Source organism: Sneathiella sp. (genome assembly GCF_041689005.1).
Classification (GTDB): domain Bacteria; phylum Pseudomonadota; class Alphaproteobacteria; order Sneathiellales; family Sneathiellaceae; genus Sneathiella.
The window spans coordinates 1-21,362 of sequence record NZ_JBDNHC010000064.1 but is presented as its reverse complement, the minus strand read 5'-3'; the positions used below and the strand labels follow the sequence as shown (position 1 = coordinate 21,362).

The 21,362-nt window shown below is 52.8% G+C and carries 21 protein-coding genes; 8 read left to right on the top strand and 13 right to left on the bottom strand.

From position 1 onward, the window contains the following. From ACESNI_RS07230 to ACESNI_RS07185, 10 genes are all read right to left on the bottom strand, one after another. Positions 1 to 554: Clp protease N-terminal domain-containing protein (locus tag ACESNI_RS07230; protein ID WP_373085873.1), on the bottom strand; the 554-nt coding region annotated here is incomplete at its 3' end. 185 nt (positions 555 to 739) lie between these two features. Further along, positions 740 to 1,405: a DUF4167 domain-containing protein gene (locus ACESNI_RS07225; protein WP_373085872.1), complete on the bottom strand. Its 666-nt coding sequence runs from the start codon at positions 1,403 to 1,405 to the stop codon at positions 740 to 742. A 241-nt stretch (positions 1,406 to 1,646) separates the two neighbouring features. Then, the gene (gene prmC, locus ACESNI_RS07220; protein WP_373085871.1) at positions 1,647 to 2,501 is read right to left on the bottom strand and encodes a peptide chain release factor N(5)-glutamine methyltransferase; all 855 of its coding nucleotides are present in this window, start codon (positions 2,499 to 2,501) and stop codon (positions 1,647 to 1,649) included. Between the two features lie 5 nt (positions 2,502 to 2,506). Beyond that, positions 2,507 to 3,595, bottom strand: a complete 1,089-nt coding sequence (prfA, locus tag ACESNI_RS07215; RefSeq protein ID WP_373085870.1) for a peptide chain release factor 1 — start codon at positions 3,593 to 3,595, stop codon at positions 2,507 to 2,509. A gap of 10 nt (positions 3,596 to 3,605) precedes the next feature. After that, positions 3,606 to 4,850 carry a histidine--tRNA ligase gene (hisS, locus tag ACESNI_RS07210; protein WP_373085869.1) on the bottom strand — a complete coding sequence of 415 codons (1,245 nt, stop codon included), beginning with the start codon at positions 4,848 to 4,850 and terminating at the stop codon, positions 3,606 to 3,608. Positions 4,851 to 4,897: 47 nt separating this feature from the next. Beyond that, complete coding sequence (ispG, locus tag ACESNI_RS07205; RefSeq protein WP_373085868.1) at positions 4,898 to 6,043, bottom strand: flavodoxin-dependent (E)-4-hydroxy-3-methylbut-2-enyl-diphosphate synthase; 1,146 nt, start codon at positions 6,041 to 6,043, stop codon at positions 4,898 to 4,900. A 126-nt stretch (positions 6,044 to 6,169) separates the two neighbouring features. Continuing rightward, the gene (locus tag ACESNI_RS07200; protein ID WP_373085867.1) at positions 6,170 to 7,498 is read right to left on the bottom strand and encodes a helix-turn-helix domain-containing protein; all 1,329 of its coding nucleotides are present in this window, start codon (positions 7,496 to 7,498) and stop codon (positions 6,170 to 6,172) included. Between the two features lie 118 nt (positions 7,499 to 7,616). Next, the gene (ptsP, locus tag ACESNI_RS07195) at positions 7,617 to 9,881 is read right to left on the bottom strand and encodes a phosphoenolpyruvate--protein phosphotransferase (protein ID WP_373085866.1); all 2,265 of its coding nucleotides are present in this window, start codon (positions 9,879 to 9,881) and stop codon (positions 7,617 to 7,619) included. A gap of 1 nt (position 9,882) precedes the next feature. Beyond that, positions 9,883 to 10,926 (bottom strand): NAD(P)H-dependent flavin oxidoreductase, encoded by a 1,044-nt coding sequence (locus ACESNI_RS07190; RefSeq protein WP_373085865.1) that lies wholly within the window; start codon positions 10,924 to 10,926, stop codon positions 9,883 to 9,885. Position 10,927: 1 nt separating this feature from the next. Continuing rightward, positions 10,928 to 12,148, bottom strand: a complete 1,221-nt coding sequence (locus tag ACESNI_RS07185) for an aspartate kinase (RefSeq protein WP_373085864.1) — start codon at positions 12,146 to 12,148, stop codon at positions 10,928 to 10,930. 187 nt (positions 12,149 to 12,335) lie between these two features. Here ACESNI_RS07185 and ubiG point away from each other — a divergent pair, with 187 nt between their 5' ends. The 3 genes from ubiG to mutT all read left to right on the top strand — a co-directional run bounded on the left by ubiG (position 12,336) and on the right by mutT (position 14,822). Then, positions 12,336 to 13,097 carry a bifunctional 2-polyprenyl-6-hydroxyphenol methylase/3-demethylubiquinol 3-O-methyltransferase UbiG gene (gene ubiG / locus ACESNI_RS07180; protein ID WP_373085863.1) on the top strand — a complete coding sequence of 254 codons (762 nt, stop codon included), beginning with the start codon at positions 12,336 to 12,338 and terminating at the stop codon, positions 13,095 to 13,097. 76 nt (positions 13,098 to 13,173) lie between these two features. Then, positions 13,174 to 14,406: a bifunctional glutamate N-acetyltransferase/amino-acid acetyltransferase ArgJ gene (gene argJ, locus ACESNI_RS07175; RefSeq protein WP_373085862.1), complete on the top strand. Its 1,233-nt coding sequence runs from the start codon at positions 13,174 to 13,176 to the stop codon at positions 14,404 to 14,406. A gap of 8 nt (positions 14,407 to 14,414) precedes the next feature. Further along, entirely contained in the window at positions 14,415 to 14,822 is a 408-nt protein-coding gene (gene mutT / locus ACESNI_RS07170; RefSeq protein ID WP_373085861.1) for an 8-oxo-dGTP diphosphatase MutT, read from the top strand. Positions 14,823 to 15,024: 202 nt separating this feature from the next. Here the strand turns inward: mutT and ACESNI_RS07165 are convergent, their stop codons facing one another. Together ACESNI_RS07165 and ACESNI_RS07160 are read right to left on the bottom strand one after the other, a co-directional pair. Then, positions 15,025 to 15,459 (bottom strand): hypothetical protein, encoded by a 435-nt coding sequence (locus ACESNI_RS07165; RefSeq protein ID WP_373085860.1) that lies wholly within the window; start codon positions 15,457 to 15,459, stop codon positions 15,025 to 15,027. Positions 15,460 to 15,572: 113 nt separating this feature from the next. Further along, the gene (locus tag ACESNI_RS07160; RefSeq protein ID WP_373085859.1) at positions 15,573 to 16,466 is read right to left on the bottom strand and encodes a methyltransferase domain-containing protein; all 894 of its coding nucleotides are present in this window, start codon (positions 16,464 to 16,466) and stop codon (positions 15,573 to 15,575) included. 105 nt (positions 16,467 to 16,571) lie between these two features. On the opposite strand from ACESNI_RS07160, the gene ACESNI_RS07155 reads away from it, so the two are divergent. From ACESNI_RS07155 to ACESNI_RS07140, 4 genes are read left to right on the top strand one after another with little or no spacing between them, the layout of a single operon-like run. After that, positions 16,572 to 17,339, top strand: coding sequence for a ComF family protein (locus tag ACESNI_RS07155; protein WP_373085858.1), 768 nt, complete (start codon positions 16,572 to 16,574; stop codon positions 17,337 to 17,339). 41 nt (positions 17,340 to 17,380) lie between these two features. Then, entirely contained in the window at positions 17,381 to 17,641 is a 261-nt protein-coding gene (gene grxC, locus ACESNI_RS07150) for a glutaredoxin 3 (RefSeq protein ID WP_373085857.1), read from the top strand. Positions 17,642 to 17,661: 20 nt separating this feature from the next. After that, positions 17,662 to 18,516: a carbon-nitrogen hydrolase family protein gene (locus ACESNI_RS07145; RefSeq protein ID WP_373085856.1), complete on the top strand. Its 855-nt coding sequence runs from the start codon at positions 17,662 to 17,664 to the stop codon at positions 18,514 to 18,516. Positions 18,517 to 18,523: 7 nt separating this feature from the next. Beyond that, positions 18,524 to 18,961: a DUF1178 family protein gene (locus ACESNI_RS07140; RefSeq protein ID WP_373085855.1), complete on the top strand. Its 438-nt coding sequence runs from the start codon at positions 18,524 to 18,526 to the stop codon at positions 18,959 to 18,961. Between the two features lie 76 nt (positions 18,962 to 19,037). On the opposite strand, the gene ACESNI_RS07135 is transcribed toward ACESNI_RS07140, so the two are convergent. Beyond that, on the bottom strand, positions 19,038 to 20,063 hold the full coding sequence (locus ACESNI_RS07135; protein ID WP_373085854.1) for a peptidylprolyl isomerase: 1,026 nt from the start codon (positions 20,061 to 20,063) through the stop codon (positions 19,038 to 19,040). 330 nt (positions 20,064 to 20,393) lie between these two features. On the opposite strand from ACESNI_RS07135, the gene ACESNI_RS07130 reads away from it, so the two are divergent. Beyond that, positions 20,394 to 21,362: DEAD/DEAH box helicase (locus ACESNI_RS07130; protein WP_373085853.1), on the top strand; the 969-nt coding region annotated here is incomplete at its 3' end.

The window sequence follows — 21,362 nt, the reverse complement described above, 5'->3', positions numbered from 1 at the left end:
CGGCCAATGACCGGGTCCAGCTTGCCCTCGCGAGCCGCTTCCGTCAGATCACGTGCATATTTATTAAGCGCATCATAACCCGCCTCCGCGCCACTGCTATCCGCCGTCCGGCCTTTGCGGAGATCGTTGATTGCTGTATTTAAACCATTCGCGGTTACATTTGCGGCTTTTAGGATAGAGGCGGATTCTGTCCCTTTTTCAAGCGCGAGCGCAAGAAGCAGCCGTTCCGCTGTAACGTAGCTGTCCCCTGCCTTGTCGGCCAATGCCTCGACAGAGGCAAACAGCCGCGCAAGCTCGGGCGTCAGGGACAGTTGCCCCGCCCCGCTTCCGGTTACCTTGGGAATTTTATTGACCGCCGCCTCGACACCCTGTCGGGCGAGCTTGGCGTCCCCGCCTGCTTTGGCAATCAGGCCGCTTGCCAGCCCCTCCTTGTCGTCCAGAAGCACTTTAAGCAAATGCTCCGGCGTCAATCTCTGGTGGTTTTCGCGCAACGCAAGCGACTGGGCGGCCTGAATAAATCCTTTAGACCGATCTGTGTATTTTTCGATATCCATGCTCATCCTCGACACATAGACCGCAGTTTCTTTGCGCGGATTTTACAGCCCCTTAACGGCGACTATAATTCAATCCCGCCCACGGTTTCATTTCACATACTTTATGTGGCCTTTTTAGGCTTTTTTTCAAGCAAGAAAAAGGGAGCATAAATGCTCCCTTTATTATCAATCGTATCGGTTTCGCCTTACTCGGTGGAGCTAACCTCTTCGGTGTCCTCTTCACTTGCTGCGCGGCTGGATGTTCTTCGTCTCAATGTTCTCGTCCGGCTGACCTTGCGCTTTGGTTTGTCGTTCTCATCTTGCGGATCATGTGCTGCCGGGTTGTCGCCTTGCGACGCTGTATCAGTATCAGCAGGAAAATCCACAACCGGTTGTTCCGTCGAACTCAAATCAGCCGCCGTTTCCTTTACAGCTTTATTCTTAGGAACCCGCTTTACAGGCTTCACAGGTTCCGCTTCCGCAACCGGCCGGTCCACTGCGGGAGTTTCCTCAGAATTACTTTCGTCCTCATTCGAGTCGTTGCTCTGCTGCTCCGTTAATTGCTTTTCCTGCTTTGCCAGATTATTCGCGGCAACAATCCGGAAATAATGTTCAGCATGCTGGAAGTAATTTTCGGCAGCGACGCGGTCTCCCGACGTATACGCGTCCGTCGCCAATGCAATATATTTATCGTAAACCTGCGTCGCCGTTCCCCGAATTTTCCCATCCGGACCATTGCTATCGTAATTCCGATTGCCGTTATTAGACCGACGGTTATTATTGCTGCCGGGTCGAGGGGCGTTTACTCCAGCACGATTATTGCCAGAATTCGTCCGCCCGCCACGAGGGCGCCTGTTACTACTTACTCTCATTATCGCAATGATTCCGTTAATTATAGAGTTTAATTATATTATTGTGATCGTCATTCACATCAGGCGTTTGCAAATGCCCCGTCAACGCTTTCAAGATGGTCACCATCCAAAAAGCTGAAGCCTGATTTTGAATTAAATTATGATCATTGACCTTAAGCGTTGGTCTCATTCTTCACGTATGATCCAGAGGAAGCCTACCTCCGTCGCATCAATAATCCAACCTTTTTTTTAGCAAACTCGTCTATTTTCCACGATATGCTGATACACAGCGATCAATTGACGCCAAATCTATATGAAATTCGACATTTATAAAACCCGACTCTTCAAGCAAACCGCCGACCGCGGCTGCCTGACCCGAGCCAACCTCGAACAGGACCAGACCGCGTGAACGCAATACAGAGGGCAATTGAAAAATAATATTGCGGTAGCAATCCAGTCCATCTGCGCCGCCGATAAGTGCCAAATGAGGCTCAAAATCCCGGACTTCCGGCTGTAAGTCGCTCACGTCTGCCGCCGGGATATAGGGGGGATTGCAGAGAACAAGATCGAATTGTTCATGAATACCGGCACACCAATTGCCCAACTGAAACTTTGACCGTGCCTGCAAGCCCAGGTGCTCCGCATTTTTACGGGCGACCAATAGGGCCCGGTCGCTTATATCAACGCCCACACCGGTCGCGTCCGGTATCTCCGACAGCAAAGACAATAAAAGACATCCGCTTCCCGTGCCCAAATCCAGAATATTACGGACCTTGTGCCCTTTACTAATTTTATCGAGCGCCACTTCTATCAGCGTTTCACTGTCCGGTCGCGGATCAAGCACGGCCGGCCCAATAGCAAAATCTAGGCTCCAGAATTCGCGCTGACCGGTGATATGCGAGACTGGCTCCCGCGTCGCGCGACGTTCAATCACCCTGTTGAAGTCGGCTTGCTCCCGTGTCGATAGGTATCGTTCAGGGCTGCGGTGAAAAATGCCTGTATCTTCGCCGAGGACGAATGCCAGCAAAACAGTAGCATCCCGCCGTGGATTTTCGACGCCCGTAGCTTCCAGCCTGCCCGCCGCAGCTCTCACAGCCTGCTGGATCTCCAGTTCCATGGCGCTTATGTTTCGCCTTCGATCTCGGAAAGAAGGGCTGCTTGGTCTTCCGAGATCAAGGCTTCAATAATCTCATTCAACGCCTCGCCTGCCAGCACTTTATCGAGTTTGTACAGTGTGAGGTTAATCCGGTGATCGGTCACCCGGCCTTGCGGAAAATTGTAGGTTCGAATGCGCTCGGAGCGATCACCGGAGCCAACCTGGCCTTTTCGCGTTGCCGATCGTTCAGCGGCTTTCGCCGCCCGCTCGGCTTCATAAATACGCGCTCTGAGGACAGACATCGCCTTGGCCTTGTTTTTATGCTGGGACTTCTCATCCTGCTGCTGGACGACAATTCCCGTTGGGATATGGGTGAGGCGCACGGCGGAATCGGTTGTATTAACAGATTGCCCGCCGGGACCCGATGCCCGGAAAATATCAACCCGGACATCGCTGTCGGCGATTTGCACATCCACCTCTTCCGCTTCGGGAAGGACCGCCACTGTCGCCGCCGAGGTATGGATGCGGCCGCCCGTTTCCGTTTCCGGGACCCGCTGCACCCGGTGCACGCCGGATTCAAACTTCAGGTTGGCAAACACGTTGCGGCCCGTGACCATGACGATTATTTCCTTGATACCACCGAGGTCAGACTCGGATAGCGACATGGTCTCGCATTTCCAACCCACAGTTTCGGCATACCGTTGATACATTCTCAAGAGGTCTCCGGCAAAAAGGGCTGCTTCTTCCCCACCGGTTCCCGCCCGAATTTCTAGGATAGCGTTTTTCTCGTCTGCATCGTCCTTGGGCAGAAGTTGAATTTTTATCGTTTGCTCAAGATCGGGAAGCTGGGCCTTGAGATCATCCATTTCGATCTCCGCCATCTCCTTCATTTCCCGGTCTGTTTCCTCGCTTGCCAGCATTTCCTCAAGTCCCGCCAATTCGTCCCGCGTCGAATTGAACTTTCGGATTGCCTCAACAATCGGTTTAATCTCGGAATATTCGCGACTCATCTTGACGAAATTTTCCGGCGCCACCTCGCCCATTTCGCCGGACATCGCCGCTTCGAGTTCCTCATAGCGGGACTGGATCATTTTTAATTTTTCTTCGGGCAACATCTGCGGATCCTTAAACTAGCTCAGCCAAAGCCGCCCCAAGCTGTCCAAGGGCGACTTCCCGTTGCTCCCCCTTGTCGAGATCGCGGAGCATACAAACCTCGCCCGCGAGTTCATCCTCGCCAATCAGAACCGCCGCACGGGCATTCAGCTTATTCGCCCGCTTCATCCGCTTGCCAACATTTCCCTTGAACGCCATTTCAATGGCAATGCCCTGCTGGCGAAGATCATAGGCAAGCTTAGCCGCGACCTTTTCCGCTGCATCGCCAACCGGGATAACCGCCACCGGGCGCTCCGGTTGCACGGGAGTATCAACCAGCATGGCAAGCCGCTCTATGCCGCCGGCCCAACCGATCCCCGGCGTCGGTTTACCGCCAAGTGTTTCGATCAACCCATCATACCGCCCACCGGCAATGACCGCCCCTTGTGCGCCCAGCGCGTCAGTCACGAACTCGAACGCTGTATGGGTGTAATAATCAAGGCCCCGCACCAAACGACGGTTCAGGTGATACTCGATCCCGAGCAACGAAAGACCTTCCAGCACCTCGGCGAAAAAATCACTCGAAAATGCATTGAGATAATCTGTGAAAATTGGGGCCTTTTCCACAAGGGCCCGATCCCCCTTGTCCTTGCTGTCCAATATCCGGAGTGGGTTTCTGTCCAACCGGCCGAGGCTATCCTCCGATAAGGTCGCTTTATGGTCACTGAAATAATCCACAAGCGCCTGCCGGTAGGATTGACGGCTTTCCGTATCCCCGAGGGTATTAATCTCCAGCTTGCAGTTCTTCATCACATCGAGTTTTTTCAAAATCGATGCCCCGACGGCGATCACCTCAATGTCCGCCTTGGCCTCCGGCGCACCGATACATTCCACGTCAATCTGGTGGAACTGCCGCTGCCTGCCTTTTTGCGGCCGTTCATAGCGAAACATCGGCCCCGCCGCAAAAACCTTGAAAGGGACATTCTGCTGAAGTCCGTTGCTGATAAAGGCACGGCAAATTCCAGCTGTATATTCCGGGCGCAACGTCATGCTCTCACCGCCCCTGCTTTCGAAGGAATACATCTCCTTCGAGACTACATCAGAGGTTTCCCCCATGGTCCGCGCAAATATTTCGGTGAATTCAAAAATCGGTGTTGCCATCTCCGCATAGCCAAAACAGGCCGCTGTATCCCGCGCTACTTTTTGAACATAAGCATGACGGGCGAAATCCTCCGGCAACAGGTCATGGGTACCGCGGACCGGCTGGGGTGATGACACGTATTCTCTCCGTTTTTTTGTAAGGTTACTTGTTCAATGAAGGAAGTTCAGGCAATCCGCTTGGCCGAATTATGCAGGGCGACGGGATCTTCCTCGACTGCCGCCTCAATCTCGGCGGCTTTCGCTTCGACCAGATCGACTATGTGATCGACCATACTGCCGGTTGCGATTTTATGATCCGTTAGGCCACTCAAATAGACCATATGGTTATCCTTGCCGCCACCCGTCAGCCCAATATCCGTTTCACGGGCCTCACCCGGTCCGTTTACCACGCAGCCGATTATCGACAGGGTAAGCGGTGTCTGGATATGCGCGAGCTTTTCTTCCAGCAATTCGACCGTCTTAATTACCGGAAATGCTTGGCGAGCGCAGGACGGACAGGAAATAATTGTAACACCGCGACGGCGAAGACCGAGGCTTTTCAGAATCTGGTATCCGGCCTTTACTTCCTCAACAGGGTCCGCCGATAGGGAAACGCGTATAGTATCGCCAATTCCCGACCAGAGCAGCATGCCAAGTCCGACCGAGGATTTAACCGTTCCGGCCGAGAGAGAGCCCGCTTCGGTTATCCCAAGGTGGAGAGGATAGTCGCAGGCCTCCGCAAGGCCCTGATAGGCGGCGACCGACAGGAACACGTCAGAGGCCTTTACGCTTATCTTGAAGTTGAAAAAATCATTGTCTTCCAGTATCCGGGCATGATTGAGTGCCGATTCCACCATGGCTTCAGGACAGGGCTCGCCGTATTTCTCAAGCAGCTCCCGCTCCAGACTGCCAGCGTTGACGCCAATGCGCATCGAGCAGTTATGATCGACCGCGGCCTTGACCACATCGCGAACCCGGTCCGCTGATCCTATATTCCCGGGATTGATGCGCAGACAGGCTGCCCCCGCCTCCGCCGCCTCAATTCCCCGTTTATAGTGAAAATGAATATCAGCAATGATGGGCACGCGCGTTTCGCGGACAATTTCCTTCAGAGCGCGCGTACTGGCCTCATCCGGGCAGGAGACGCGGACAATATCGGCCCCGGCCTCTTCAAGGGCCTGAACCTGCTCAATTGTCGCCTTGGCATCGGACGTCAAGGTATTGGTCATCGACTGCACCGTTATCGGCGCATCGCCTCCGACAGGAACGTCGCCCACCATAATCTGGCGAGACTTTCTCCTAATTATTTCGCGGTAAGGTCTAATGCTCATGAGAATGCAACTTTAAATTTTCCAGCGTAAAAAATGCCGCCGCCGTATCCTTCGCATAAAATGGCTGCTAAAGACAGAAATTACAAGCGATACTCTTGTTAAATCAACGAGGGCACCGCTTTCTCACTAATGAACACTGCTGCCTGCAAGCAGGCTGTCGGCAACAAGCGGCACATCTCTCAAAATAGCCCCTAATCCGCCCAATGCAGCTATTTCCCGTCCGTCCACACGGATTTCAAGGCCGCCGGCATTACCGGTAGTCAGCATCAAGTCAGGCTCATTTGGCGCCATATACACATCGCCGGGTTTCAGAACGCGGGAAATAATGGGCTTTTCTTCTGTTCCCGTGACCTCAATCCAGCTCTCCTCGCGGGCGCGCAATACCACGCGGGCACTTGTATTCTCGACACCGAAGGTTCTCGGCAGCGGGTTGTCCGGATCTTCATTCCCGGCTGTCTGTGTATTGGAAGAAGAGTTTCCTTCGAGCGTTGCCTGCGGATAACTGGTCGGCGCCGGTGCTGAAGCTGATATAGTCGCAGAATCAGCAGCAGTAGTCTCAGCAACCGCTGTTTCAGTTGTAACGTCGGTCGGGGCGGCTTCGGTCCCGGCCTGGCTCGCAGGAATATCTGGATTCTTCTGTGAGGCCTCGGCCGCAATTGGCGTTTCAATCTCCTGTGCCGGGGGAATAACAACGGGTTCAGGCACAACTACCGTTTCCATTTGTTCGGTGCCTTGCGTGGAAACCCCGGCGACATTCTGCGGAGCTGTCGCGGCACCGGCGGCATTATCTATTCCGCCAGACGGCGAAGCCGGAGCACTAGACTCGGCTGAAGTCGTAGTTTCCGGCAGCTGGGTACTCTCTGCCACGGTCGCAGTTGAGGTAACAGGTTCCGGCGCGGTTCTTTCCTGAATTTTCTTCGCCAGATTCTCGGGCAATTCCGCGACCCGTTCAAAATCAAGATTTTCACTTTCCTGATACAGGAACCATCCTGCCAGCAAAACAAGCGCAAGCACGAGGGACCCGAGCAACAAACCACCACCCGGCATTCGCCCCCCTGTCGTCGGTTCGGGGAACGTAAGGGAGGGTGCGCGCAAGCCCCCTGCGCCTTCCTGCTTATACAACTGCACAATCGCCACGGCATCAAGGTCGAGCAAGTTCGCGTAGGATCGCAAAAATCCGGTTACGAAGGTCTGGCCCGGAAGACGGCTGTAGTCGCCTTCCTCCAATGCTTGAACTTGCATAGCCCGCAAACGCAGAATTTCCCCAACCTGATGCAAAGACAATCCGCTGGCTTCCCGCGCCTCGCGAAGCCGCATCCCAACGGTTACAACGTCTTCTTCCGCCGGCTCATCAAAGCTTTCAGGGTTTTGAAAAGACAACCTGTTCGCGCTTTCCGACTGTTTACTGAACAGAGTCGGCTGCTTTCGTGTCTCCGGGTGTTTCTTATCTCTCATAATCATTAATCGCCAAAATCAATTTCCTGACCAACAAAATTACTCAGTCAGTCAACTTTAACCATAAAATATGGCTTCTTTTCGCCATTATCGGTAAAAATAATTAACATTCAACTTTTTATATTATTATTGAATGATCGCGGGCAAATGCGCGCAATTGATCGCGCACGGAATGGTCCCGAGCCGTACAGAGACTGCGGACAAATTTTTCAAGCTTTCCGATGTCTACGCTCAAGGCCATTTCCTTGACAGGCCCCATTGTTTCAGCCGACATCGAAAAATTCCGATATCCTAATCCGAGTAAAGCCATCGCTTCCAGTGGACGACCGGCAATATCACCGCAGATGGAAAACGGGGTGTTTTTGCGTTCACATTGTTCAGCAATATAGCGCAACAGGGTGAGCAGACTCGGGCTCAAAGTATCATACCGGTCACTGACCTTGGGGTTGCCCCGGTCAACGGCAAAGAAGAACTGCATCAAGTCATTCGATCCGACAGAGATAAAATCCACTTCCCGTAACAATTGCGGCAATTGCACGATAATTGATGGCACTTCAATCATGGTGCCAACATTGATCTTTGTCGGCGCGCCGCCATTTCTTTTTTTCGCCCGCTCCACCTCCTTATTGAGAATGGCTTTCGCTTCCATGAATTCGGAGACCTCGGCCACCATCGGAAACATGAGCGACAGTTCCCTCCCCGCCGCCGCGCGGACCATCGCCCTAAGTTGGCTTCTCAGCAGTGCCGGCCGATCGAGCCCGATACGGATGGCGCGCCAGCCGAGTGCAGGATTTTCCTCCGATTTCGTTTTCAGGTAGGGGAGAATCTTATCGCCGCCGATGTCCAATGTTCGAAACACCACGGTTTTGCCGCCCAGACTGTCCAGCACCTGGGAATAGAGTTCCGTTTGTTCCTCGACCTTCGGCATCCGCGACCGAACCATGAACTGAAGTTCAGTCCGGAACAAACCAATGCCGTCCGCCCCCAGCGAATGAAAATGATCGACATCCAGCAACAGCCCCGCATTTATATTCAAAGACAGCGGCACACCGTCTTTCGACTGATTGGGCTTTTCCCGAAGCGCCACATATTTCGCTTGTCGCTCGGCGCGTTGGCGCAGGCTGCGGGAAAAAGCCTCTTGTATATCCTCCCCGGGGCGAAGAAAGACCTGACCGTGCTCACCATCAACAAGAATAAAATCGCCCTGCTCAACGGTGTCGGCGATATCCTTGCATTGACCAATAACCGGAACCCCGAGCGCCCGCGCCACAATCGCGACATGGCTGGAACGCGTTCCCTCCGCCAGAATGACCGCCTTCAGATGCTTGCGGTCATAGTCGAGCAGCTCGGCTGCGCCCATATTTCGGGCGACGACAACCGTATCCTTATCCAGATTGCGGCGATCAATCTGCGTATGACCATCCAGATGAAGGTACAATCGGTTGGCAAGATCATCCAGTTCCGAGAGCCGATCCCGCAAATAGGGATCCGTGATTTCCTTCATCCGGGCGCGGGTATCATCCTGAACACGTTTAATTGCCGCCTCTGCGGTTAAACCGGTGTGAACTGCGTCGTGAAGTTTCTTGAGCCAGCCCTTGTCATGGGCAAACATTTTATAGGCTTCAAAAATTTCTTTCGATTCGTCCGAAAAAAGGGTCTTGGTTGCCGACAGCAGCGCGTCAACGGAGCTTTGCAGCGAACTGACCGCTGAGCCAAGCCGTTGAAGCTCAAGGACGCTGTCTTCAGATAACGTCCGCAGGACTTCGATCCGGGGCTCATGCATCAAAGCGTAACCGGCGGATAATCCCTCCGCCAGCACGCGCCCGGTTACATGATGCGGTAGTGTCACATTGCCGGCGGTATGAGAAAATTCAGTAGCCGCGACCATCTGCTCGGAACTGACGAGTTCCGCAACAACCATAGCGACGGTTTGAAGGGCTTCGACCTCTTCTTCCGTATAGACCCGCCGGGTGCGGTTCTGGACCACAAGAACACCGATCACGCGGCCGCCTCGCAATATCGGCGTCCCGAGCAGGGAGTGATATTCCTCTTCGCCGGTCTCCGGTCGATATGCAAATTGTGGATGGGACTGAGCTTCCGACAAATTCAGTGGCCGGGCATGGGCCGCGATATCACCTACCAGACCCTCGCCGAGCCGCAACCTCGTTTTATGGACGGAATCTTTCTTCAGGCCCTCTGTCGCATAGAGTTCCAGGACGTCACCGGCCCGCATCAGGTAGCACGAGCAGACCTCTGCAATCATATTGCCCGCAATCAGGCGGACAATCTCGTGTAGGCGTTGCTCCGCGTCTCCGCGCTGAGCCATAACATGGTGCAGTTTTCGAAGAAGTAACCTCGGCGCGCTGACCGCAATGCCGCTCATGTCAAGGATTGCTCCTAATTACCTCATGATCAGAAAAGGCGGAAGCCGCCTGCGCCACAAGTTCCTGTATGATGTCGGCGGTCGACTGCTCGCTTTTAACCATGCCGACGCTTTGCCCCGCCATAACGGACCCAAATTCAACATCACCATCGATAACAGCGCGCCGGAGAGCGCCTGCCCAGAAATGCTCAATTTCCAATTGTGCTGTTGCCAGATCCATTTCACCGGCCCGGTATCTGGCAATAACGTTATGCTGTGTTTCAATAAATTTCTTGCCGCCCTCATTATTGAGCGCTCGCACCGGTATTACCGGAAATTGCGGATCCACCTGAACGGTAGTCACTGCATCACGGGCATTGGCCCGGATAAAAGATTTCTTGAAATCAGGGTGGGCAATGCTTTCAAACGCACAAACGAATCTCGTCCCGACCTGACAGCCAGAGGCCCCCATTCGCAAATACGTGCTGATCGCTTCACCGCGACCAATGCCCCCAGCAACAAAAACCGGAACCTCCGTGATATAGGGAAGGATTTCCTGCGCCAGGACACTGGTCGAAACAGGGCCGACATGTCCGCCGGCCTCCATTCCTTCGATCACCAGCGCATCCGCACCGGTACGAACCAGTTTCTTGGCAAGCGCCAGAATTGGGGCAAAGCAGATCGCCTTCGCGCCGCCTTCCTTTATTCTGCGGATCGTTTCCTTCGACGGCACTCCCCCTGCCAGCACAACATGACCTACCTTATGAGACAGGCATATGTTCACAAGTTGGTCGAGTTCCGGATGCATGGTAATCAGGTTGACGCCAAACGGTTTCTGCGTGAGTTCCCGGGTTGCGGTGATTTCTGCGTCCAGAAGGTCTGACGTCATCGCGCCGCAGGCGATAACCCCGAATCCGCCCGCGTTCGATATGGCAGCCACAAGGTGCCTTTCAGACACCCACGACATCGCGCCCCCCATAATGGCGTAGTCAGTCCCGAGGAATTCACATCCCCGGCGCCAGGCCACCCCCAGTTCTTCATAACCATTCTTCAAGCTGATATCCATTTTAGGTTGCGTCCAATCCAAAGGCGGTATGAAGGGTCCGAACCGCAAGTTCTGTGTATTCTTCAGCAAGCAGAACGCTGACCTTGATTTCGGAGGTTGAAATCACCTGAATATTGATCCCTTTCTCGGCAAGGGCCGAAAACATCGTCTGGGCGACGCCCGCATGGCTGCGCATCCCCATCCCAACGATCGACACCTTGACAACATTCGGGTCGGGAACAATTGCTTTGCAATCGAGTTTGTCTTTTAACTTTTCAAGAACGTTTAGGGCCTGATCGACCTGTTTGCGCCCAACGGTGAAGGTCAAATCTGTCGCCTTCCCGTTTTCGGAGACATTCTGGACGATCATGTCGACATTGACATGCGCATCCGCCAGCGTGCCAAAAACAAGGGCGGCAATACCAGGTTTGTCAGCGACCTGTTGCAATGTAATCTTGGCTTCATCACGGGTATAGGTAACACCGCTTACGACCTGATGTTCCACAATATCTTCCTCATCTACAACCAATGTTCCTGGCAAATCCTCAAAGCTCGACAAAACCTGAAGCTTCACCCGATACTTCATTGCCATCTCGACAGACCGTGTTTGCAAGACTTTCGCCCCTAGCGATGCCAGCTCCAGCATTTCTTCATAGGTTATTTTATCAAGTTTCGATGCCTTTGTCGCGATCCGTGGGTCCGCCGTGTATATCCCATCAACATCCGTATAGATATCACAACGATCAGCCTCCAGGGCTGCGGCAAAGGCGACGGCGGAGGTATCCGACCCTCCCCGGCCCAGAGTTGTTATCCGCTTGTCGGACCCGATACCCTGGAATCCGGCGCAAACAGCAACCTGGTTTTCGCGAAACCGGCTAATAATTTCCGCGCACTGAATTTCTTCAATTCTGGCGGCACTATGAACGTTGCTGGTCTTCACCGGCACCTGCCAGCCAAGCCAGGACCGTGCCGAAATGCCCAACTCCTGTAAGGCCAATGATAACAGGCCAACCGTCACCTGCTCACCACTGGAAACCACTACATCATACTCACGCGCATCATGGATGTTCGATACCGCCGACACTAAATCGACAAGCCGGTTCGTCTCTCCAGACATGGCGGAAACGACAACGGCAACCTCATTTCCGGCGTCGACTTCCCGTTTTACTTTCCGGGCAGCACTCTTTATCCGCTCAACCGAGCCAACGGACGTCCCGCCAAATTTCATAACCAGCCGCGCCATGGCCGTATCAACCTCTCCCCCTTACCCGACAGGCAAGAGTTCAAAAAAATGCATAAAAAAGGGACAAATACCCTTTGGTGTTAAAGGAGCGTATACATATACTTAACAGGGCATGTGGGGCAAGCGCCGCAATAAATTTATTGCATGTCAATCTGGTTTTTGATGTGAAGCACGGAATGAGGCAATTATGAGCTACGACGTAGATACAAAATCCGTCGACCCGGAGGAAATTGCCCATTTTACGGCGATCGCCGATGAATGGTGGGATGAGGGCGGCAAATTCAAGCCGCTGCATAAATTCAATCCGATTCGCGTCGGATATATCCGCGACCATGTAATTGCTCATTTTGGCATTGGCGGTGGGGCGACCGCCGCTCTCCTTAAACCATTCAAGGATTTGCGTTTTCTTGATATCGGATGCGGGGGGGGATTGCTATGTGAGCCGATGGCGCGGCTTGGCGCCACAATTGTCGGCGCGGATGCGGCGGAAAAGAACATTCAGGTTGCGTCTGTGCATGCAGAAAAGGCGGGCCTTGATATCGATTATCGCCATATGACCGCCGAAGACATGGCACGGGATGGCGAAAAGTTCGACGTGATCCTGAATATGGAGGTCATCGAGCATGTCGCCGACGTTGACGGATTTGTTGCCGCCTGCGCCGCCCTGCTCAAACCGGGCGGGATTATGTTCATTGCAACCCTGAACCGTACCCCGAAAAGCTTTGCATTCGCCATCGTAGGGGCGGAATACATCCTCCGCTGGCTGCCGAGGGGGACGCACAGATGGAAGAAATTTCTGAAACCGTCTGAAGTCGTAAAATGCATTCGGCGCGAAGGGCTTGTGGTGGATGAGATTGCTGGTGCCACTTATAACCCATTTGAGGATCGGTGGCATTTAAGCAAGGATCTAAGCGTCAATTATATGCTTTCTGCCACCAAACCGCGATAAACACGATACCAAATCTGAATTGACCAGCAGGCCGTAATTGGCTTATTTGGATGTCTTTGCTTAACAGGGTTCTGCCATGACCGCACAAAAATCTCCCCTCGCACCGGCGAGCTTTCCGGATTTTCCTGAAATTGCTGGCGTACAGTTTGCGACCGGGAATTCCGGCATGAGATACAAGGGTCGGGATGACGTACTGCTGGTAAAATTTGACGAGGCGACGACGGTCGCTGGCGTGTTTACGAAAAATTCCATGCCAGGGGCGCCTGTCGATTGGGGACGGAAAATTCTTCCCACTGGGGTTGCGCGGGGTCTCGTAGTCAATGCCGGTATTGCCAATGTATTTACCGGTGCCGCAGGCAAGAAGACAGTTGAAGAAACGGCCGCAGCGGCAGCCCGGCTTTTCAAATCCCCTGTCGAACATATCTATGTTGCCTCAACAGGCGTGATCGGCGATCCTATTCCCACAGAGACCATAACCAGCCTGCTTCCAGAACTCGAAGTCAAGTTATCGGCCAAAGGAGGGGAAGCGGCCGCCAACAGCATTTTAACGACCGATACTTTCGCCAAAGGAGCTGTCGGCCGTTGCATTCTGGATGGCAAAGCCGTCACTATTGCCGGATTTGCCAAGGGATCGGGCATGGTCGCGCCGGATATGGCGACAATGCTTGCCTTTCTTTTTACGGATGCCGCCATTCCCGCCGATATCCTGCAACAACTGCTAACGGAGGCGAACGAGAAAAGCTTCAACTGCGTCACAGTGGATTCCGATGTCTCCACCAGTGATACGGTTTTGCTATTCGCTACCGGGGCCACCCTGAACCGGCCGCCACAAAAATACACTGATCCCTCGCTGGAGGACTTTAAAGCCGCGCTGCTCGCGCTCATGACCGATCTCGCGAAGCAGGTCGCCCGCGATGGTGAAGGGGCCAGCAAGTTCATCACCGTCAAGGTGACCGGCGCCGAAACGGACAAGGCGGCAAAAACAATCGCCCTTGCCATCGCTAATTCTCCGCTCGTGAAAACCGCGATCGCTGGAGAGGATGCAAACTGGGGCCGAGTAATCATGGCCGTCGGCAAATCCGGCGAGAGGGCGGACCGAGACAGGATGCGCTTGAACATTGGTGATATCTTGATCGCGGAGAATGGCGCCCGCGCAACCTCCTACCGGGAAGCTGACCTAACCCCGCATATGAAAGGCACGGAAATTGACATCGACGTTGATGTGGCGGTGGGCGACGGAAAAGCCATCGCCTGGAGTTGCGACCTCACGCATGGATATATTGAAATCAATGCTGATTACAGAAGCTAGCACAGCCGATGACTGACTTACCGACTGTTCTGGTCGCGGCTGTGGCGTTGGTCGATGACGACAATCGTGTCCTAATTGCGCAGCGCCCTCCGGGCAAAACGATGGCGGGTCTCTGGGAGTTTCCCGGCGGAAAAGTCGAGGCCGGAGAAACCCCGGAAATTGCGCTTATTCGCGAGTTGAAGGAAGAGTTATCAATTGATGTAACTGAAGCCTGCCTTGCCCCGTTCACTTTTGCCAGCCATTTATATGAGAAATTCCACCTGCTTATGCCGCTTTATGTCTGCCGGCGTTGGCGTGGGATTCCGCGGCCGTTGGAGGGTCAGACGTTAAAATGGGTGCGGGCAACTCATCTGACAGAATATGAGATGCCGCCTGCGGATATCCCGCTCGTGGCGATGCTTCGCGACCTGCTTTAGTTCATAAATTTCGAGAGAAATAGTGCGCATATAAAGGCCGGCATTTGGACTTTCTCCTCATCCAAATGCCGGCCCGTTTTAACCTAATCTCCCAAAAATAATTTTGAGTATGAATGGAGGCAAGGCACCAACCGCCCGCATTCATTAGGTCTACGTTAGAAATTACAAACTAAATCAGAGACAATGACAACTACTATCGTAACTACTTTTGGTCACTTTCCGGATCTGAAGCCCGCAAGACCTCGAGTTTATTGCAAGTGTCCCTAATAAGCTGGCGAGTTTGCAAATACATATTAAGGGATAAACGTATATATTCTTCCGAAGGTTTGACCAACGTCCGGCGCCGATCGTCTGGATCGGTCTCCAGCCGGATCAAAGAATCCACGACCATATCCTTAAGTGTTTTCTGCAAACTGGAACGGCCAAGCCCGGTAAGAGAGGCAAGCGCCTCAATATCAATCTCACGCTTGCCGAGTCGCCGGTTTCCCATTGCGACCCCGACGAGATAGCGATTTCGCGACACACCATCACTTCGCCGTCCCTGAATCAACCGTATTTCATTCCAGAATTCATTAATGGCCTTGAATTCGTCAGCCGTCATGTCCCAGCCAACCAGGATTTCTTCGATGCTTCGCATAAATCTTCGTCACCCCCCCACCTGCCGTTATTATATATTATCAACTTAATCTACCATATCTGGCAAATTATTAGTGACCGGCACGGACCACCAGTTTTTGGCCCGCGAACACCCTAGCTGCCCAGAATATCCTTGAGGTTATGGCGGCCACTTCCCCGCGCCATCGGCTTTTGCTGGCTGTCATGCGGGGACCATCCCGCCATATATATAATCTGAAAGCTCGCCGGAATGCGCCCATCCTCATCGGCAAATTGTTGCGTGTAGAGTTCTGCAGCCCGGATCAGGATTTTTCGGCCGGTAAAGGTTTTCTGGCGGCTGACCAGCGCATTACTCTCTCCCAGGCCCCGCAGTTCGCGCATCAGTGAAAAAGGATCCGGATATTTCAAGGTTATCATGTCCATGTCTGTAACCGGCAGGGCAAACCCGGCCCGCTGCAGGAGCGCGCCCGCATCGCGAACTTCGGTAAAGGGGGAAATGCGCGGGCTTACCCCCCCTTTTATCTCCGATTCAGCTTCTGACAGGCACCCTTTAAGTTCCTGCAGGCTTCCAACGCCAAACAACGCGCCCAAAAACAGGCCATTGGGCCTCAGGATTTTTGCAATCTGGGCCAATGCCCCGGGAAGGTCATTTGTCCAGTGCAATCCAAGGACGCTGCCAACAAGATCAAATGACCGCGCCTTGAACGGCAGGAACTCCTCATCGGCAACGACGGCATTTAACTTGGTCTCAGCCACCATAGCGTAACTCAAATCAGCCTTGACCAGTTGCTTAACGCGTTTCATTTCGACGAGTTTCTTGCTGAATTCGCCGCCGCGACAGCCAAGGTCCAGCGCGGTTTCAAATGGCGATGTAATATCCAGCAACCGTTCTGCCAGCCGGTTTGCGACCTCCTCAAACAAGAAGCTGTATGTCGGCCAGTCAATACGCGCAGCGCGATCGCGATGGAGACGGACAGATGCACGATCAAAAAGGATATGTTCCGGGGTGAGGCTGTTCGGGCTTTTCATTTTTGCTTTATCGCATCTCCTGAAAAAGGAAACAATTGTGTAAGTAGGGTCACCATTCGATTATCTATATTTTTTCCGGCAGTATTCTCATATACTTGACGCGAAATGACCCACATATCCAACACCGGCAGTCTCTTCACTACTGCCCGCAAAATGCTTCTTGATGCGGTATTCCCGGCGGCATGCGTAAATTGCGCAGACTTTATTGACGAGCCGGGAAATCTCTGCCTTCGCTGCTGGCCACAAATGACGTATATTTCGGCCCCCTTTTGCAGCATATGCGGATTTCCGTTCGAATTCGACCGGGACACCGCCCATATCTGCGGCAATTGCATTCGCCGCCGCCCGGCCTTCGGGCGCGCCCGCGCGGTTCTTCAATATGATGATGCCAGCCGGGACATGGTGCTTGGCTACAAGCATTCCGACAAGACCGACCGGGTTCCGGCATTTGCAAACTGGATGTACCGCGCCGGGGTCAGCCTCGTCAATGACTGCGACATAATCTGCCCTGTTCCCTTGCATTCCCATCGCTTGATCAAGCGCCGGTTCAACCAGTCTGCTCTGCTCGCCCGCCAGCTGTCAAAACTTTCTGCCAAACCGGTGAGCCCGGATATGCTCATACGGACACGTCCGACCCGTTCGCAGGGAGGATTGAGCGCCCGCGCCCGTCACGTGAATGTTCAGGGCGTGTTTCAGGCAAACCCTGATCGGCTGCCGTTAATCGAAAAAGCGCGGATTTTGCTGATAGACGATGTTCTCACGACCGGGGCAACGGTTGAGGCCTGCTGCAACCGTCTTTTACGTGCCGGCGCGACAGAGGTGAATGTCCTCACCTTCAGCCGGGTTGTTCGCCCGTCAAACACCGCTATATAATGTAGGAAGAGATTGAACCGCCAAAATTTAAGAAGAAAACCATGAAAAAAATAGAAATCTATACAACAATGTTCTGCCCCTATTGCGCGAGGGCAAAAAAGCTTCTCGCCAAGAAGGGCGTTTCCTATGAGGAAATTGATGTTACAGCATCCGGCGAACAACGTGACGTCATGACCCGCCGGGCGGGGGGGGCGTATACGGTCCCACAAATATTTGTGGATGGCGAACATATCGGTGATTCCGACTATCTTCATATGCTAGATAATTCCGGAAAACTCGACCATATTCTAGGCGCCCGTTGATCGACAGGAAAGGACTTCACATGACATCTTTTACCGCTGCCTGCATCCAGTTGACGTCAAAATCGGACGTCCAGGATAATTTGAACGTTGCATCGGAGCTGATCCGCGCGGCGGCAGGGGCCGGCGCTGATTTTATTGCAACACCGGAAGTCACGAATATGCTGGATCCGGACAAGGCGGCCGTTCGCGAGAAGGCGCAATTTCAAGAAGATGACGTTACCCTGTCCAGCTTTCGCAAGCTGGCAGAGGACACGGGGACATGGATTCTTGCTGGTTCTCTTGTCATAAAGAAGCCGAATGACGATCGACTGGCAAACAGATCATTTCTGATCCGTCCGGATGGCGCTATCGCTGCCGCCTATGATAAAATTCATATGTTTGATGTCGAGCTTAGCAACGGCGAGTCCCATAAGGAAAGCCGGGCCTATGCCCCCGGAGATAAGGCGTCGGTTGTCGAAACGACTTGGGGGCCCATAGGGCTTTCAATCTGTTATGATGTCCGCTTTGCACATCTGTACCAGAAACTGGCACTTGCCGGGGCCGGAGTATTTACGGTGCCCGCCGCCTTCACGGAAACAACAGGGCGCGCCCATTGGCATGTGCTGCTCCGCAGCCGCGCGATTGAAAATGGCGTTTTTGTCATTGCCCCTGCGCAATGTGGGCAGCATTCGGAAAAACGGCGGACCTACGGCCATTCCCTGATCATAGATCCCTGGGGTGAAATACTTTCGGAAGCTGGTGATGAGCCGGGATATATCACAGCGAGAATCAACATGGACGACATTTCCCGCCGCCGACAGCAAATTCCAAATTTACGAAATATACGGGACTTCTCCCTTGCAGCCCCGGCCGATACCGCCGCCGCAGCAGAATGAGTAACAAATGATCAAATATGATTTGAAATGTGAAAATGCCCATGTGTTCGAGGCCTGGTTTAAAACCGGAGCCAGCTTTGACGTACAGGCAAAAGAAGGGGCAGTAACCTGCGCCGTATGCGGCTCAACCTCCATCGTTAAGGCTCCGATGGCACCGTCTGTTTCAAAAAAGAATTCCTTTGGGTCAGAACGCGAAAATAGGGCAAAGAAGGAAATCAATAAGGCGGCACTGGCGATGACGGCGCTCCGGGAAATGCGCAAATCCGTAGAAGAGAACTGTGACTACGTCGGTCCGCAATTTGCCGAAGAAGCCCGCAAAATTCATTATGGCGAAGTCGAAAAGCATGGCATCTACGGCGAGGCAACCGCCGAAGAAAGCAAGGAATTGCAGGAGGAAGGCGTGGAAATAGCGCAAATCCCCTGGCTACCAACTTCCGATGCCTGATATCTAATTCAGCCTAAAGAACAAAATTAAAGCCCGGAGAATCCCGGGCTTTAATCGATTAGAATTCCTTGCGAACTCAGTCTTTTTTGGTGGAGTCCGGCGTCTCGGTCGCTTTCGGAGCGTCGGTGGCTGGCTGCTCGTTGCTGGCCGGAGTTTCCGTGCTTTCCGATTTGCTATCTTCTTTCATATCCTTTTCATCAGCCTTCTCGTTTTTGGCTGGTTCAAGAATAACAATTTCCGCAGTGGCCTTAAGATCATTTACAAGCTTTTCAACTGCAGCGGACGTAAGCTGCCCCTGAATTTCCGCCTGCTTTTCCTCAAGTGAAGGCGGCTGCGTCTGACGTTTGTCCTCAACCTTTATGACATGATACCCAAACTGGGTTTTGACCGGGTTTTTTGAGTAATCCCCCTTATCCATTTTGAAGGCAACCTCCGCAAATTCCGGCACCATTCGTTCTTTGGTGAAATACCCAAGATCCCCCCCTTGCGGGCCAGATGGGCCTGTCGAATACTCTTTGGCAAGCGCAGTGAAATCGCCGCCCTCGTTCAGAAGTTTGATAACATCCTCAGCTTCCTGTTCAGTCTTGAGAAGAATATGCCGGGCGTGAACCTCTTCTTCGTGTTTAAAATCTGCTGTAATTTTATCATATTCAGCCTTCACCATATCGTCCGTGACCAATTCGTCGATTTTCTTTTTCAGGTAATATTCCTGAATCAACTGACTGCGGACCGCCGCCAAACGATCTTCAAAGTCTGCCTGTTCACCATATTTCTCGGCTTCAGCAGCCTGTTCAATCACTTGCATGCTGACCAACTGATCAACCAGCTGAGGCTTGAGAAGGGTAAAAGGGGCCTGACGATATTGTTGGGGGAGCGAGTTATACAACGTTTCCACATCATGATCAGTTATCTTCTCGCCGTTCACAGTTGCCAGGACTGTACTATCCGGTTCTGAAGATGCCGTCCCTTGTTCGTCGGGGCTTACGACCGATGCCACCATGTCCGCGACAGGCGACTCCTTCGTTTGTGTTCCTGCAAAATAACCAATAAACAGCGCAAGAATAGCGACAGCCACAAGGGCCAAAAAATGTACTATTTTCATAACAAAGGGATCCTAAATTGTTGGCCGGGCTTTAAAAGTGCAAATGTTGCGCTTCTCACCCGTGAAGTTTCAGCGAATATAATATTATTTCGCGCCAGAACAACCTTTCATAAATAACTCGCCATGATTTTTGCATTTTCATCGATGATTACGCAGCTTTTTAAGCTCCCGACACTGGATTGATTGACATAACGTTGGATGCCCCTTATCTGTCACCATATCCATAAAGATAGAATTTCGTGTAATTGCGACTATTTTAAACGATATTTCCGAGCGCTTGACTGCGCGAATGATTCAATGCGAAACCCCATGACTGGAGTATAGTCACATATGTTCGGTTCCTTTGCCAAGAAGTTGTTCGGATCGCCGAACGACCGGGCCCTTAAACTTGTTCGGACCAAAATCGACGAAATCAATGCGTTTGAGGACAAGATCAAACCCCTCACGGACGGTGAGCTGAAATCAAAAACTGACGAATTTCGCGCCCAGTTGGCGGCCGGCAGTACATTGGATGATTTGTTGCCGGAGGCGTTTGCCTGTGTACGGGAAGCTGCCTCCCGCGCCCTTGGAGAACGGCATTACGACGTCCAGCTTCTGGGTGGCATAGTACTTCATCAGGGAAAAATCACCGAGATGAAGACCGGTGAAGGCAAGACGCTCGTGTCTACCCTGCCCGCCTATTTGAATGCCCTTGACAGCAACGGTGTGCATGTCGTGACGGTCAATGATTATCTTGCCAGCCGGGATTCGCAGTGGATGGGGCAGGTTTTTGAACGGCTCGGCCTGACTGTCGGCTGCATTGAACACGGACTGGACGACAACGAGCGCCGCGCGGCCTACGCCGCTGATATCACCTACGGGACGAACAACGAATTCGGGTTTGACTATCTGCGCGACAATATGAAATTCGAAAAGTCGGCAATGGTGCAGCGCAGTTTCAATTATGCCATTGTCGACGAAGTTGACAGTATCCTTATCGACGAAGCCCGAACTCCTCTGATTATCTCGGGGCCGGCCGAAGACTCATCCGAACTCTATATCGCAATTGACGCCGTGATCCCAAAGCTCTCCGAGGCTGATTACGAAGTTGATGAAAAGGCCAAGACGGTTAGTTTCACGGAAGACGGCACTGGAAATATCGAGCAGATTCTCAATGATGCCGGATTGCTCAAGGGGGACAATCTGTATGATATAGAGAATGTATCCGTTGTTCACCACATCAATCAGGCATTGCGGGCACATAAGCTGTTCGAAAAGGACAAGGACTATATTGTAAAAAGCGACAAGGTTGTCATTATT

Coding starts and splice junctions, on each gene's coding strand:
- ACESNI_RS07225 (WP_373085872.1), bottom strand. CDS start 1,405: ATGAGAGTAAGTAGTAACAGGCGCCCTCGTGGCGGGCGGACGAATTCT.
- prmC (WP_373085871.1), bottom strand. CDS start 2,501: ATGGAACTGGAGATCCAGCAGGCTGTGAGAGCTGCGGCGGGCAGGCTG.
- prfA (WP_373085870.1), bottom strand. CDS start 3,595: ATGTTGCCCGAAGAAAAATTAAAAATGATCCAGTCCCGCTATGAGGAA.
- ispG (WP_373085868.1), bottom strand. CDS start 6,043: ATGAGCATTAGACCTTACCGCGAAATAATTAGGAGAAAGTCTCGCCAG.
- ACESNI_RS07200 (WP_373085867.1), bottom strand. CDS start 7,498: ATGAGAGATAAGAAACACCCGGAGACACGAAAGCAGCCGACTCTGTTC.
- ptsP (WP_373085866.1), bottom strand. CDS start 9,881: ATGAGCGGCATTGCGGTCAGCGCGCCGAGGTTACTTCTTCGAAAACTG.
- ACESNI_RS07190 (WP_373085865.1), bottom strand. CDS start 10,926: ATGGATATCAGCTTGAAGAATGGTTATGAAGAACTGGGGGTGGCCTGG.
- ACESNI_RS07185 (WP_373085864.1), bottom strand. CDS start 12,148: ATGGCGCGGCTGGTTATGAAATTTGGCGGGACGTCCGTTGGCTCGGTT.
- ubiG (WP_373085863.1), top strand. CDS start 12,336: ATGAGCTACGACGTAGATACAAAATCCGTCGACCCGGAGGAAATTGCC.
- argJ (WP_373085862.1), top strand. CDS start 13,174: ATGACCGCACAAAAATCTCCCCTCGCACCGGCGAGCTTTCCGGATTTT.
- mutT (WP_373085861.1), top strand. CDS start 14,415: ATGACTGACTTACCGACTGTTCTGGTCGCGGCTGTGGCGTTGGTCGAT.
- ACESNI_RS07165 (WP_373085860.1), bottom strand. CDS start 15,459: ATGCGAAGCATCGAAGAAATCCTGGTTGGCTGGGACATGACGGCTGAC.
- ACESNI_RS07160 (WP_373085859.1), bottom strand. CDS start 16,466: ATGAAAAGCCCGAACAGCCTCACCCCGGAACATATCCTTTTTGATCGT.
- ACESNI_RS07155 (WP_373085858.1), top strand. CDS start 16,572: ATGACCCACATATCCAACACCGGCAGTCTCTTCACTACTGCCCGCAAA.
- grxC (WP_373085857.1), top strand. CDS start 17,381: ATGAAAAAAATAGAAATCTATACAACAATGTTCTGCCCCTATTGCGCG.
- ACESNI_RS07145 (WP_373085856.1), top strand. CDS start 17,662: ATGACATCTTTTACCGCTGCCTGCATCCAGTTGACGTCAAAATCGGAC.
- ACESNI_RS07140 (WP_373085855.1), top strand. CDS start 18,524: ATGATCAAATATGATTTGAAATGTGAAAATGCCCATGTGTTCGAGGCC.
- ACESNI_RS07135 (WP_373085854.1), bottom strand. CDS start 20,063: ATGAAAATAGTACATTTTTTGGCCCTTGTGGCTGTCGCTATTCTTGCG.